Origin of the sequence: Nocardia sp. NPDC049707, assembly GCF_040674855.1 — a bacterium.
Classification (GTDB): Bacteria; Actinomycetota; Actinomycetes; order Mycobacteriales; family Mycobacteriaceae; genus Nocardia.
The window spans coordinates 52,244-66,012 of the sequence record NZ_JBFANN010000008.1; the positions used below are offsets into that span (position 1 = coordinate 52,244).

The 13,769-nt window shown below is 66.0% G+C and carries 12 protein-coding genes and 2 tRNA genes; 6 read left to right on the plus strand and 8 right to left on the minus strand.

Annotation, left to right across the window (positions count from 1 at the left end; translation table 11 throughout):
• Nucleotides 1–29: 29 nt before the first annotated feature.
• A complete protein-coding gene (pepN, locus tag AB0J29_RS10425; RefSeq protein ID WP_364782514.1) occupies nt 30–2,612 on the minus strand; it encodes an aminopeptidase N in 2,583 nt (860 codons plus the stop codon).
• 137 nt (nt 2,613–2,749) lie between these two features.
• On the opposite strand from pepN, the gene AB0J29_RS10430 reads away from it, so the two are divergent.
• The gene (locus tag AB0J29_RS10430) at nt 2,750–3,586 is read left to right on the plus strand and encodes a phosphoribosylaminoimidazolesuccinocarboxamide synthase (protein ID WP_364782517.1); all 837 of its coding nucleotides are present in this window, start codon (nt 2,750–2,752) and stop codon (nt 3,584–3,586) included.
• A 410-nt stretch (nt 3,587–3,996) separates the two neighbouring features.
• On the opposite strand, the gene AB0J29_RS10435 is transcribed toward AB0J29_RS10430, so the two are convergent.
• From AB0J29_RS10435 to AB0J29_RS10450, 4 genes are all read right to left on the minus strand, one after another.
• Entirely contained in the window at nt 3,997–4,473 is a 477-nt protein-coding gene (locus AB0J29_RS10435; protein WP_364782520.1) for an NUDIX domain-containing protein, read from the minus strand.
• A 238-nt stretch (nt 4,474–4,711) separates the two neighbouring features.
• Entirely contained in the window at nt 4,712–5,965 is a 1,254-nt protein-coding gene (locus tag AB0J29_RS10440; RefSeq protein WP_364782522.1) for a DUF6596 domain-containing protein, read from the minus strand.
• A gap of 6 nt (nt 5,966–5,971) precedes the next feature.
• Nucleotides 5,972–6,373, minus strand: coding sequence for a YciI family protein (locus AB0J29_RS10445; RefSeq protein WP_364782525.1), 402 nt, complete (start codon nt 6,371–6,373; stop codon nt 5,972–5,974).
• 96 nt (nt 6,374–6,469) lie between these two features.
• The gene (locus AB0J29_RS10450; protein WP_364782527.1) at nt 6,470–7,693 is read right to left on the minus strand and encodes an FAD-dependent oxidoreductase; all 1,224 of its coding nucleotides are present in this window, start codon (nt 7,691–7,693) and stop codon (nt 6,470–6,472) included.
• A 178-nt stretch (nt 7,694–7,871) separates the two neighbouring features.
• Here AB0J29_RS10450 and AB0J29_RS10455 point away from each other — a divergent pair, with 178 nt between their 5' ends.
• Nucleotides 7,872–8,516: a DsbA family protein gene (locus AB0J29_RS10455; protein WP_364782530.1), complete on the plus strand. Its 645-nt coding sequence runs from the start codon at nt 7,872–7,874 to the stop codon at nt 8,514–8,516.
• 8 nt (nt 8,517–8,524) lie between these two features.
• On the opposite strand, the gene AB0J29_RS10460 is transcribed toward AB0J29_RS10455, so the two are convergent.
• Complete coding sequence (locus AB0J29_RS10460; protein ID WP_364782533.1) at nt 8,525–9,667, minus strand: M48 family metalloprotease; 1,143 nt, start codon at nt 9,665–9,667, stop codon at nt 8,525–8,527.
• A gap of 162 nt (nt 9,668–9,829) precedes the next feature.
• Here AB0J29_RS10460 and AB0J29_RS10465 point away from each other — a divergent pair, with 162 nt between their 5' ends.
• Together AB0J29_RS10465 and AB0J29_RS10470 are read left to right on the plus strand one after the other, a co-directional pair.
• Nucleotides 9,830–10,303 (plus strand): ribose-5-phosphate isomerase, encoded by a 474-nt coding sequence (locus AB0J29_RS10465; protein ID WP_364782536.1) that lies wholly within the window; start codon nt 9,830–9,832, stop codon nt 10,301–10,303.
• A gap of 72 nt (nt 10,304–10,375) precedes the next feature.
• Nucleotides 10,376–11,191, plus strand: a complete 816-nt coding sequence (locus AB0J29_RS10470; RefSeq protein ID WP_364782539.1) for a DNA-formamidopyrimidine glycosylase family protein — start codon at nt 10,376–10,378, stop codon at nt 11,189–11,191.
• A gap of 110 nt (nt 11,192–11,301) precedes the next feature.
• Here AB0J29_RS10470 and AB0J29_RS10475 read toward each other — a convergent pair whose 3' ends face one another.
• The gene (locus AB0J29_RS10475) at nt 11,302–12,255 is read right to left on the minus strand and encodes a GGDEF domain-containing protein (protein WP_364782542.1); all 954 of its coding nucleotides are present in this window, start codon (nt 12,253–12,255) and stop codon (nt 11,302–11,304) included.
• A 524-nt stretch (nt 12,256–12,779) separates the two neighbouring features.
• Between AB0J29_RS10475 and AB0J29_RS10480 the strand changes: the two genes are divergently transcribed.
• Nucleotides 12,780–12,853 (plus strand) — tRNA-Gly (locus AB0J29_RS10480).
• 44 nt (nt 12,854–12,897) lie between these two features.
• Nucleotides 12,898–12,971 (plus strand) — tRNA-Pro (locus AB0J29_RS10485).
• Nucleotides 12,972–13,586: 615 nt separating this feature from the next.
• Here AB0J29_RS10485 and AB0J29_RS10490 read toward each other — a convergent pair.
• On the minus strand, nt 13,587–13,769 hold the full coding sequence (locus AB0J29_RS10490; protein WP_364782545.1) for a hypothetical protein: 183 nt from the start codon (nt 13,767–13,769) through the stop codon (nt 13,587–13,589).

A 13,769-nucleotide genomic window follows, 5' to 3' on the forward strand; every position in this document is an offset into this window, starting at 1 on the left:
TCGGTTGAGGTGAACGCGCCGTGTGTATTTCAGTCCTGGGCGTCGAAGGCGCGGGCGCGCAGCGAGCGTTCGATGCCCGCCTTGCCCTCGCTCACCAGGCGGCGCAGGGCCGGCGGATGGTCATCGGCAAGGAATTTGTCCGCCGCCGCGACGGCTTCCTCGCTGATCGCCCACGCCGGGTAGAGCCCGACGACCACGGTCTGCGCGACCTCGCTGGAGCGGCGCTCCCAGACGGCGGGAATCTCGGCGAAGTAGCGCTCCACGTAGGGCGTCAGCAGCTCACCCTGGCCGTTGGGCGCGAAGCCGCCGACGATCGAGCGGGCGGTGATATTCGGGATCGAATCGTCGGTCATCACCGTCGTCCAGGCCTGCTCCTTCACCTCGGCGATCGGACGGGCCGTCGCCGCGGCCGCGGCGTGCCGCTTACCCGCCGCGGTCGGATCGTTGGACAACTCCGTATCGATCATGGGAGTGGCGAGACCGTCGGCGTCGATCTCACCGGCGGCGGCGAGTGCGGTGACGAGCCGCCAGCGCAGATCGGTATCGACGATCAGCCCGGGGAGACCGACCTTCGCCGGATCGCCGTCGAGCAGTTCGCGCAGCACCTCGGTATGCCAGGCCGACAGCTTGGCACCGGTGAGTGCGTTGACGAAGGCGAGTTGGTGGTCCGAACCGGCCTCGGCCTCGCGGGCGAGTTCCAGCAGCCGGTTGGCGTATTCGGGCCAGCCGACGGTGGCGGTCCATTCCGGATCGGCGTAGCTGCCGATCGCGGTGTTGGCCTGCATCAGGAGTCGTTGCACCACACCGATTTCGGATTCGGCGCCGATACCGCGCTGGACCAGGGCGACGAAATCGCGGGCCCGGAATTCGGCCTGCCTGGTCATCTCCCATGCGGCCGACCAGGCCAGTGTGCGGGGCAGCGGTTCGGCGATATCGGCGATGCGGTTCACCAGCACATCGAGCGAATCGGCGTCGAGGCGCACCGAGCAGTAGGTGAGGTCGTCATCGTTGACCAGCACGAATGTGCCGCGCGGGACGCCGACCAGTTCGGGGACAGCGGTGCGGTCGGCGGCATCGAGATCGAGCTCTACGCGCTTGGTGCGCACCAGCTTTCCATCCTGGTCGTCGTAGACGCCGACGGCGAGGCGATGGACACGACGTTCGCCGGCACCCGGTGCGGCACCCTCCTGCACCACCGCGAACGAGGTGAATTTGCCCTCGGCGTCGACCTCGAAATCCGGCCGCACGATATTCAAACCGGTGGTCTTGAGCCATTGCGCGCCCCAGCCGGACAGATCACGGCCCGAGGACTGTTCCAGCGCCGACAGCAGATCGTCGAAAGTGGCATTGCCGTAGGCGTGTTCGGTGAAGTATGCGCGCAGACCTGCGAGGAACGGCTCCAGACCGACATACGCGACGAGCTGCTTGAGCACGGAAGCGCCCTTGGCATAGGTGATTCCGTCGAAGTTGACCTCCACCGCATGCAGGTCCGGGATGTCCGCGGCGATGGGATGGGTGGACGGCAGCTGGTCCTGCCGGTAGGCCCAGGACTTCTCCACATTCGCGAACGTGGTCCAGGCACTTGCGTATTCGGTCGCCTCGGACTGGCACAGCACCGAGGCGAAGGTCGCGAACGACTCGTTCAACCACAGGTCGTCCCACCACTTCATGGTGACCAGATCGCCGAACCACATATGGGCCATCTCGTGCAGTAGGGTCTCGGCGCGCCGCTCGTAGGACGCCCGGGTCACCTTGGACCGAAAGACGTAGTCCTCCAGGAACGTAACGGCACCCGCGTTCTCCATCGCGCCCGCATTGAACTCCGGGACGAACAGCTGGTCGTACTTGCCGAAGGCGTACGGAACACCGAAGTTCTTGTGGTAGAAGCCGAACCCCTGCTTGGTCTCGGTGAAGAGGCGCTCGGCGTCCATATGTTCGGCGAGTGAGGCACGGCAGTAGATGCCGAGCGGGATGGTGCCGTGATGGTCGGTGTAGGCGTCGGTCCATTCCGCGTACGGGCCCGCGATGAGCGCGACCAGATAGGTGCTCATCCTCGGGGTGGTGCGGAACAGGTGTTTGCCGGGGTCGGCGAGGAGCGTATCGACCACGGCGGCGTTGGAAATGACCTTCCAGTTCGGCGCGGCGGTGACGCTGATATCGAAGGTGGCCTTGAGATCCGGCTGATCGAAGCAGGCGAACATGCGCTTGGCATCGGCGGTTTCGAACTGCGAGTACAGGTAGACCTCGTCATCGGTGGGGTCGACGAAGCGGTGCAGGCCCTCACCGGTGTTGGAGTATTCGCAATCGGCCTCGACGACGAGTTCGTTGCGCTCGGCCAAACCGGTGAGGGTGATGCCCTTGGCTTCGTCATAGTCGCCGATGTCGATCGGCGTGCCGTTGAGCACGGCGGAGCGGACCCCGCGGGCGACGATATCGATGAACGTGCTCGCGCCCGCGGTCGCGGTGAAAGTGACCGTGCTGCGAGAGAAGAAGGTCTGCTCGCCCGGCTGCCCTGCCCCGTCGGTCAGGTCGAGTTCGATGCGATAGTTCTCGACCTGCACTGTCGAGGCGCGTTCGATTGCCTGGTCGCGAGTCAGATTCGGTGCGGACATTGGACTCCTTCGTGGTTCGAAGAACGTGCGCGGGCGGCCCCCGGCGGGCACAACACTCACCACAATGCCACCTCGGTAAGGTTGCCCGCGCGGGACTTTTTCCCATAAACCCTATCGACCAGGATCGGAGCTGCGACGTGAAGCATGTCCACGCCGGAAAGGTGCGCGACCTCTACGAGGACGGCGACACCCTGCTGCTCGTGGCGTCGGACCGGGTATCGGTCTACGACGTGGTGCTGCCGACGCCGATCCCGGAGAAGGGCGCACTGCTGACCCAGCTGTCGAATTGGTGGTTCGAATACTTCACCGAGGTGCCCAACCATGTGGTCTCCGCGACCGATGTGCCCGCGGAGTTCGCCGGTCGCGGCATCCGGGTCAAGCCGCTGAAGATGGTGCAGGTCGAATGCATCGCGCGCGGCTATCTGACGGGATCGGGGCTGAAGGAATATGAGCGCACCGGAACGGTCTCCGGCGTCGCACTACCGTCCGGTCTGCGCGATGGCGACAAACTGCCCGAGCCGATCTTCACCCCGACCAGTAAAGCCGCCGAGGGCCACGACGAGCCCATCACCTTCGCTGATGTGGTGAATCAGGAGGGCCGCGAGGTCGCCGAGCAGTTGCGCGACCTGACTCTGCACATCTACACCCGCGGTGCCGCGCACGCCGCCATGCGCGGCGTCATAGTCGCCGACACGAAGGTCGAATTCGGTTGGGACAGTGACATTCTCACCCTCGGCGACGAAGTACTGACCTCCGACTCCTCCCGCTTCTGGCCCGGCGCCGAATGGGAACCCGGCCGGCCTCAACGCTCCTTCGACAAGCAGTTCGTTCGCGACTGGTCGACCTCCACGGGCTGGAACAAGGAGTACCCGGGGCCGGAGATCCCCGCTGAGATCGTCGATGCCACGCGCCAGAAGTACATGGAGGCGTATGAGCTGATTACCGGGCAGACCTGGGGTGGTGTGCCGCGCTGACGTCGGGCGTACCGCGGTGAGCGGCGGGATGTTGGCTGGCATGCTCCGCTGATTGTCGGGGAAGTTGGGCGGCACATCGCGATGATCGTCGAGCTGAGGTGGTGTCCTGTGTTGCCCAGCAGCGTTGACATTGGTGCCGTGCTTGCGCTGACCGCCGGAGGATTTCGGCGCATGCATTGCCGACCTTCGGCGCGAGCGGCGCGGCGTACTGCGTGACCGGTGGGGTGCCGTTCCGGCGGTGTCCCGTGCCGAGTGGCAGCGCGACCCCGGGCCGCATACTCGCTGGCCACCGGGCAGCCCGCCTAGGACCGGACAACCTTTGTGTGGGGTGCCCGGTTCCCCAGTCTGCGGGGTGCTCACCGTCGGCCGGAGTGCCGGTGACCGGCAGAGTGTTCGGTGTATAGCGACGGTCAGGCGAGGTGTTCGGCGAGTCGGTCGAGATAGGGGCGTTGGCCGGTGCCGAGTTTGTCGCGGGCGGTAGGCAGGTCGAACCACGCGGCGCGGTCGATTTCCGGGAAGGTGGCGAGGCGGCCGGATTTGGGCGGCCATTCCATGTCGAAGGTGCCGGGGACAACTGTGGAGGGGTCCACATCGCCCTCGACGGCCCAGACGGTGAGGTTCTTGGTGGATTTGCCACTGCCATAGCGGACCTCGCCCAACGGCACCCGCTCGCCCTCGGGCACCGGCAGCCCGAGTTCCTCGACGAATTCCCGCGCCGCGGCCGCCTCCGCGTCTTCGTGCTCCGGCTCGTACTCACCCTTCGGAATCGACCAGGCCCCAGCATCCTTGCGCACCCAAAACGGTCCACCCATATGCCCGATCAGCACCTCGACCGCACCGGAACTCCGGCGGAACAACAGAATCCCAGCACTGAATTTGCCTGCCACACCAAGCAGTCTGCCGCCTGCCGCATCGCGCGCGCATGAGACACGCGGATCCAGCGAGGGGTGGATCTGTGTCAATGCACGCCGCTGACCAGCCACGATATCTGCGGACCGGATATCCACCACGAATACCCAAGGCGCACAGCCATTCCGGGGTGCGTACCGGCTCGCTCACTGCGTCGCAGCACCGATCTCTGACTCGGATCGGCACATCCCCGCGCCAATCGGGAATGGCTCTGCATTACAGCTTGGCTTCCCATGGGGGCCTCCGCTGGTTCAGGGGGTGGTGGCGGAGGTGGGCGGCGCGCAAGGTTAGGTAGTTGCGTTCGGGGGTGCTGGTGGTGTGGTTGGCGGCGCGGGTGTAGTAGGCGATGGCTGTGCGGAAATCGCCTGCCATTTCGTGTAAATGGCCGCGCACGGCGTCGAGGCGGTGGTTGCCGGCTAGTTGGTCTTCGAGGGTGTCGGCGAGTTCTAGTCCGGCGGCGGGGCCGTGGACCATGGCGGTGGCGACGGCGCGGTTCAGGGTGACCATAGGGTTCTTCGAGATGCGCTCGATTATGTTGTACAGGGCCAGGATTCGGTGCCAGTCGGTGTCTTCGGCGCGCAGCGCCTTCGCGTGTAGTACGGCGATTGCGGCCTGGATTTGGTAGGGGCCGGCGAGGCCGGAGGCGAGGGTGCTGGTCGTCAATGTGATGCCCTCGGTGATCAGGTCGCGGTCCCATAGTGCGCGGTTCTGTTCGGCGAGGGGGATCAGTTCACCGTGGATTCCGGTGCGGGCGGTTCGCCGGGAGTCGGTAAGCAGCATGAGTGCCAGCAGGCCGGTGACCTCGGTGTCGTCGGGGAGTAGCCGGTGGATCGACCTGATCAGGCGGATTGCTTCGTTGGAGAGGTCGGGTCGCTGTAGGTCTGGACCTGTGGTGGTGGTGTGGCCCTCGTTGAAGATCAGGTACAGCACATGTAGCACGGCACCGAGTCGCTCGTGCCATTCCGCGTCACCGGGTCGGGCGAATGGGCGGTCCAGGGTGGCCAGCTTCTTCTTCGCGCGCGTAATTCGTTGCGCCATGGTCGTTTCCGGCAGCAGGAAGGCATTGGCGATCTCCGCGGTGCCGAGCCCGCCGACGGCGCGCAAGGTCAGGGCGATGGCGCTCGCGGATGAGAGTGCCGGATGGCAGCAGAGGAAGAACATGGCGAGAGTGTCGTCGCGGTCGAAGGTCTCCGCGTCGGGTATGTGGCGTTCGAAAACCGTTGTTTCCCTGCGTCGCCGAGCCACATCAGCGCGCACCGCATCGGCCATCCGTCGCTGTGCGACCTGGATCAGCCAGCCACGTGGATTATCCGGCAAGCCATCGGCGGGCCACTGGGTGGCCGCTGCCAGCATCGCCTCCTGGAGCGCATCCTCGGCGGTGTCGAAATCGCCGAATCGGCGGACCAACGTGCCGAGGACCTGTGGTGCGAGTTCGCGCAACAGGTCCTCGATCGGCACTGCTCGGTTCATCGCCGACTATTGCTCGGTCGCCGGGGTACCCATCAGCGCGCGTACCTCGATGTACTCACCGATCGGTGCCCCACCGGGTCCGGGGCCCGCCGAGGCCTGTGCGGCGATCTCCAGCGCTCGCTCCGGACTTTCCACATCGACAATCCAATATCCGGCCAGGAACTCCTTGGTTTCCGGGAACGGCCCATCGGTGATCACGGGTGCGGAGCGCCCGTCGGAATTGACCAGCCGTGCCTCGTCCGGCCCCGCCAGGCCCTGCGCGTCCACCAGCTCACCGGATTTGGCCAACTCCGCGCCGAGGGCCTGCTGGAAGTCAATATGCGCCTTGATCTCCTCCGGCGTCCACTCGGTGATCGGGACTTCGCAATTGGCGGCGGGTCCGTAGGTCTTGAGCAGCATGTATTTCATATCGGGTCTCCTAGCGGGCGGTGCGCACTTGCGGCGCGCTCGCGATCAGGTCGGAACTGGCAACGTCGATTCGACCCATACTCGATCCTGACTGCATCACAGTGGCGCGGCGGTGTCGGCGAGCCGATCCGGATCGACCTGCTGGCCGATCAGCTCCTTGATCCGGTCGGTGACATCCCAGATGTTCACATTCATTCCCGCCAAGACCCGGTTGTCGGCATCGAGCCAGAACGCGACGAACTCGCGTTTCGCCACATCGCCGCGCACGACTACCTGGGCATACTCACCGGGTGCGGCGAATCCGGTGTACTCCATACCCAGGTCGTATTGGTCGGTGAAGAAGTACGGCAGGCGGTCGTAGGAGGCCGATTTGCCGAGCATGGTCTGCGCCGCGACGGCGGGCTGGTTGAGCGCATTCGCCCAGTGCTCCACCCGAATTCGACGCCCGAGCCGCGGATGCTGTTCGCTGGCGATATCGCCGACCGCAACGATATTCGGGTCGCTGGTGCTCAGGCTCGCGTCGACGAGTACGCCACCGTCGATCGCCAACCCGGCGTCGGCGGCCAGTTCGATATTCGGCCGGGCGCCGATCGCGACGAGGACCGCATCGCCCTCGATAACGGTGCCGTCGGCGAGCCGGACACCGGTCGCCAGATCCGTCTCCACTCGATGGGTGGTGATCGCCTCGACCCGCGCGCCGAATCGCAGGTCGACGCCGTGGTCGCGGTGCAGATCCGCGAAGACCCGACCCATCTCGGGTCCGAGCGCCGCCAACAGCGGCAGTTCGGCTGATTCGACAATGGTGACCTCGACCCGGGCGGCACGCGCGGCCGAGGCGACCTCCAGCCCGATCCAGCCCGCCCCGATGATGACCAGCCGCCGGGCCGAGCCGAACAGCTCGATCAGGCTGTCGGAATCGCCGATGGTGCGCAACGTGTACACCCGGCGTGCGTCCATGCCCGGAATCGGCAGACGGCGCGGTGTCGAGCCGGTGGCGAGTGCGAGCTTGTCGTAGCCGAGCGTCGAACCATCCGGCAGCGTCACGGTTTTCGCGCTCGGATCGATCGCGCCGACCTCGGTGCCGAGCCGGACATCGATGTGATGATCGCGGTACCACTGGCCCGGATCGACGGTGAATTCCTCGAGCGATTTCTTCCCGGTCAGATGTTCCTTGGACAGCGGTGGTCGCTCATAGGGCAGGTAGTCCTCGGCGCTGATCAGCGTCACGGTTCCGGCGAAATCGTTGTCGCGCAGTGCTTCCGCCAGTTTGGCCGCGGCCAGCCCGCCGCCGACGATGACGAAATGCTGATCAGAGGTCATGACGGACTCCTTTTCGGAGGGAACCGGACGCCTGCGTGTCAACCCTACTGGGACCCGGGTCCGCCTTTCGGAGAATCGGTGTCCGGTCCGGGAACGAATCGTGCGCCCGCGTGGTTGGCCACGAATAGTGGCGCGGTGAATCCGCGCGATACGAGCGTGCGATGGAAGGAACAGGTCTGTGAGCGAGACGACCACCAAGAATGTTGCCGATTTCTGGTTCGACCCGCTGTGCCCTTGGTGTTGGATCACCTCCCGCTGGATCCTCGAGGTCGAGCAGGTCCGCGATATCGAGGCCCGTTTCCACGTGATGAGCCTGTCGGTGCTGAACGAGGGCAAGGAGGGGTTGCCCCCGCAGTACGAGGAACTGCTCGCCACCGGCTGGGGTCCGGTTCGGGTCGCCATCGCCGCCGCACAGGAGCACGGTGACAAGGTGCTCTCCCCGCTCTACACCGCGATGGGCACCCGCATCCACAACCGGCGCGAGGAGTACGTGCGCGACTCCCGTAAGGAGTCCCTCGCCGCGGTGATCGCGGATTCGCTCGCCGAGGTCGGCCTGCCCGCCGAACTCGCCGCGGCCGCCGAGAGCACCGAATTCGACGAGGCGCTGCGCAAGAGCCATCACGCGGGCATGGACAAGGTCGGTCCGGATGTCGGCACCCCGACCATCCATATCAACGGCACGGCCTTCTTCGGTCCGGTGCTGTCGCGGATACCGCGCGGCGAGGAGGCCGGGAAGCTGTGGGACGCGGCGGTCACGCTGGCCGACTACCCGCACTTCTTCGAACTGAAGCGGACCAGGACCGAGGACCCGGCCTTCGACTGACCGCGGAGCTACGGCACGGGTTTCGGCGGCAACGCCGGAACCTCGCCGTAGCTGCTCGGGTACCGACCGGCCGGCGGCACACCGGCCGGTCGGGTCGGCCGCAAGAACAGCCTGCCGTGCCTGCTGCGGTCGCGCAGTGCCCACATCCGCCAGGTCAACACCGGATGTGAGGACATGGCATTGGTGATCCAGACGAAAAAGCCCTTTTCGACCGCGGCCCGATCGGCCATTTCGTCGAAGCCGACCAGTTTGTTCAGGTATTTGCCCGCGGCGAGGGTGCCCATGGCGCTCGATGCGCCGACGTGTCGGTTGCAGTAGCCGTGATTGTCGGCGGTGTACTCCTGGGACCGGATCAGCGAGCTACCGATGATCGGCAGTGACGGCGCAACGAACATGCCGAGCTGACGCCAGTACGAGGTGTGCCCGGCCGCGATATGTCCGACTTCGTGACCGATGATGAAGGCGAGGGCATCGGGTTCGCGTGCGGCGCCGCCGATTTCGAACAGATCGCTGTACACCGCGACAAAGCGCCGGAACCCGTGACCGGAGGCGAAGGCATTGATCTGGCCGTTGCCGAGCACTACGTAGGCGTCCGGCACCTTGGCCAGCCCGAATCGGGCAGCCGCCTCGACCACCAGCTGATAGCCCTCCGGAAACTGGGTCGGCGACATTTTGACGCCGTTGACCCGCATGGTCGCGTAGTTCCTACCGCGCAGGAACCAGACCACGATCGGCGCGAAGACCAGGATGATCACGTAGATACTCGGCTGCTTCTGCCCCAGGACGAGATCGATGCACACCGCCAGCGCGATCAGCATCGCGAGCGTGGTGATCACACAGACGACGACCAGCAGTGGAATTTCCCACGGGTGCCGTGCGGGCATGCCGTACGGGGACAGTCCGCGCGGCTGCCGTTGCGGGGGCGTACCGGGCGGGACCGGAGCAACTTCGTATCCATAGGGCGTTGGCCCGTACTGGGGTATGGGGATTCCGGGATACGGCGCTGCGGGGTACTGGGGCGACGACGGGTACCCGGGTGGTTCATTCGGTGTGGCGGTCGCGTCCTGAGCCTGCGCCCATCCGCCCAGTGCGGGATAGGGATCGGCGGGTCCGCCCGCCTGTTGAGGCGGCTGGGAGTCGTGCGGCTGCATGCGAAGAACTCTATTCATTCACCGGGGACGAGGTTCGATGCCGTTGGCGTGATGCACACCGCGCTGGCACATCTGTCGATTCGCCGCGGCGGCTAACAGTGTTGATGGTGGCTGCGCGGCCCTCTCGCGGCACCGCGAAACACGCCTGACACAATCGCAGCCATGCGCGTATACCTGGGTGCCGACCATGCCGGTTTCGAACTGAAGAATCACGTCAAGGCCCATCTGGAGCAGGCGGGCCACGATGTCGTCGATTGCGGCGCCCTCGAATACGACGCACTCGACGACTACCCCGCCTTTTGCATCGAGGCGGCCCGCCGCACCGTCGCCGATCCGGGCAGCCTCGGGCTGGTCTTCGGCGGCAGCGGCAACGGTGAGCAGATCGCCGCGAACAAGGTGCCCGGCGCCCGCTGCGCCCTGGCCTGGAGCGTGGAGACCGCCCAACTGGCCCGCGAGCACAACAACGCCCAGTTGATCGGCATCGGTGGCCGCATGCACTCCACCGAAGAGGCGCTGGCGATCGTGGATGCGTTCCTCTCGACCACATGGTCCGAGGAGCCGCGCCACCAGCGCCGCATCGACATCCTGGCCGAGTACGAGAAGACCGGTGTGCCCCCGGCTGTTCCGGCGTACTGACACACCACTGGCGAAATCCGCTGTCTCGCAAGCCAAGGTGAGACAGCGGACCGGAGAGGACCTCGACCTGCGATGCCTGAGGGCCATACGCTGCATCGGCTCGCGCGGTTGCATCAACGACGCTTTGCCGGGGGAGTTGTGCGCGTCTCCAGTCCGCAGGGCAAGTTCGCCTCCGGTGCCGCGCGAGTCGATGGACAGGTGCTGACGCGCGCGGATGCGTGGGGCAAACACCTACTGCACCACTACGAGTCGGGTCTGGTCGTCCACGTGCACCTCGGGCTGTACGGGGTGTTCACCGAGGTGCCGCTGCCGATGGGGGAGCCGGTCGGACAGGTGCGGATGCGGGTCGTCGGCGACGCGTCGGCCGATGATCGCCTGTACGGCACCGATTTACGCGGCCCGACCGCGTGCGAGGTGTACACCCGCGCCGAGGTAACGGCGCTGACCGAGCGACTCGGCCCGGATCCGCTGCGGCGTGGCGCCGATCCCGAACGGGCTTGGCGGCGAATCCACCGCTCGCGCAGGCCGATCGGCGCCCTGCTGATGGATCAACAGGTGCTCGCCGGTGTCGGCAATGTGTATCGCGCGGAACTGTTGTTCCGGCACGGCATTTCGCCACAGCGACCGGGTACCGTGCTGACCGCCGACGAATGGCACGCGATGTGGACCGATCTGGTCGCGCTGATGCGGGTGGGCGTACGGGTCGGCAAGATGGTCGTCGTCCGGCCCGAACACGACCACGGCGAACCGTCCTACGCGGCCGACCGCCCACGCACCTACGTCTACCGCCGTCCCGGCGCGCCATGCCGCCTCTGCGGCACACCCGTCGCGCACAGCGTGCTGGAGGGCCGAAACCTCTTCTGGTGCCCCACCTGTCAGGCCAGCTGAACCTGCCGCGTGCGGCGATCGATGTCAGCGCTGGCCGGCCGGCTGGCCGGACCGACCCGCTGGTCGCCCACACCGATGCGGTGTGCGGTGACCGGAGGGCCGATGCCGGATCAGCCTGCGACGGCCTTGATTTCGGGTTTATCGGAGTCGGCGAGGGCGAAGCGGCGCCCGCCCGCGGTCTTCGCCGAATACATCGCGCGATCGGCGCGGCGCAGCAGATCGGTGAAATCGCAGGAGTCGCCCGGTGCACAGTAGGCGGTGCCGACGCTGGCCGAAACCGGCACCGGACCGGCCGTCGACCACACCGGATCCCGCAGCGCGGCCACGATGCGCTGCGCGATTTCGCCGAGGGTGTTGTGCAGCGGGTTGGTGGCGAGCACGAACTCGTCACCGCCGTAGCGGCAGATGATCGTATCCGGCGGGCAGATCCCGCGCAGCCTGCGGGCCAGTTCGACGAGCACCTCGTCGCCGACGGCGTGTCCGTAGTTGTCGTTGATCTGCTTGAACCGGTCCAGGTCGATCAGCAGCAGGCCGACGCCGCGGTTCGGGTCGGCCGTCATCAGCCGCACCTTGTCCTGTAGCAACGTCCGGTTGGCCAGATCGGTGAGCGCGTCATGGGTGGCCTCGTGCCGCAGCCGATGCTCCAGCGCGGCGATCTCCTGCACCCGCAACGACGCCTCGGCCGAAATGTGCTGCTTCTGCTGAGCTAGCGCCCGCTCCTGCAGTGCCTGGGCATAGCTATCGATGGCCTGACTGGCGACCAGCGGCCAGCGCGTGGCGACCAGCGACCCGGGCGTTCCCGCCGGGAAGCTCAGCAGCCAGCGGGTGGCCTGGGCCAGCATTCTGGTCCGTTCGAACGGCGCCTCGACCAGTCGCGCCCCCAACATCCGCGCCTCGGGCACCGGAAAGGGCTCGGACCTGGCCAGCAACAGCAGCCGGTCGACGATCTCGACCAGTACCGGCTGCAACTGTTGTGGTGACGCGTGCGATCCCGGTTCCGCGCAGACCGCACAGGCCCACGCGCCTGCCATCCGCGCCACCGGTGGCTCGATCTCCGCAGCCATCGCACTCACCCGCCACGGGTGATGTCGGTACCTGGGTGCCCTGTTCCCATGCAGGTGCCGGCGCCATCCCGATCGTTCCCACTGCTACGCGGTTGGGTCCACCTCGCTCGGTGCACGCTCACCGCCCCCTTTCCAGATACCCCCCGTCCGGCAAAAAGGATCCTAGCAAGCCACTCGGCACTGAAAAACGCTGTTTTATAACGAGTTATCGGTACCTCGCGAATGGCGATCGGGTATGACATCGCTGTCGCACCGCCGGCGTTACACATCAATTTTGTTGGCCGGGAAGTCGCGGACCGACACGCCGGCAGCACGCCGAAAGGGGCGGTTTCCGGCTCGAGCGGCGACCCGACGCAGTCGTTGATAGCAATTGGCTACCACTGGCGCCCGGAGGTGTGGTCGCGTCTCCATGGGAACGGCCCTGTTGAGCGATTCGACGGGGCTGATTGGCGTTCCCGACACCCGATTCGGTACAGTCGGTTCGCACACGACATCATGGCGATCCCATCAGATGTCGTATGCCTGCGGGTGTAGTTCAATGGTAGAACCTCAGCCTTCCAAGCTGATGGTGCGGGTTCGATTCCCGTCACCCGCTCCACGGAGGATTCATCCTCGTCGGCGCCATCTTCCGCCGCGAGGCCACGGGGTGTAGCGCAGCTTGGTAGCGCATCCGCTTTGGGAGCGGAGGGTCGCAGGTTCAAATCCTGTCACCCCGACAGTATTGGCGGGTCGGAGGCCATTTTCGAGCCTCGCCGACCGGCCGGGATTCGACTGCGCGACACGGTTTCGTGCGTCGGCTTGCGCAGGTTCAGCACTTCGGTGCAGTCGGTTGCCTGCTTCGGTGCGTCGATATAGTGGCGCTCGGCGGTGTGGGTGTACCTGTGTCCCAGTTGGTTTCACAGTCTCGGCGCCGTGCTTCTCGGCTGCCACGGTGTCCCACCTCGTCTCGGCAGCTGGAAGGCGTAGGGTCGGGCCGTCGGCACGGATCGGGTCCCGGCGATGGTAAGGGTCGGAGTAGTTGCTGGTAGTCGCACCAGCGGATAGCCAGCGCTTCGCCGGGCGGGTTCCGGTGCCGAGAAACTTCGGCGATATCGAGGACCATCGGCTTGCGCGGCGATCCGCTCTGGTAGGCGAGACGCGCAGGGCTACATCAGAGTCGACAGTCCTAGATTGTTGGCGCGGACGCTGGGTCCCTTGGCAACCGCTGGAACGGCAACGGTGTGTTTCGCCTCGATGGCAAAAATTTGAATGCCCCAGCACTTCGCGCTGTTCGAGCAGATCATCGGATCCACTTCCGGTAGCAGCGCCGCCGTACAGCACACCGCGGTGGCCTACGAATACGCTGCATGCGCGGTGCCGTAGGACTGCTCGAACGCCTGCACCCGGTCCGGGTTCTTGTGCAGCAAGAAGCCCAGATCGGTCGCGGGCCAGGCCGCGCCTTCCGGCGGTGTGCAGCTGATCGTCAACAGCATCTTGCCGAGCCGCGCACCGCACGCAAGGAAGTTTCGCGGCAC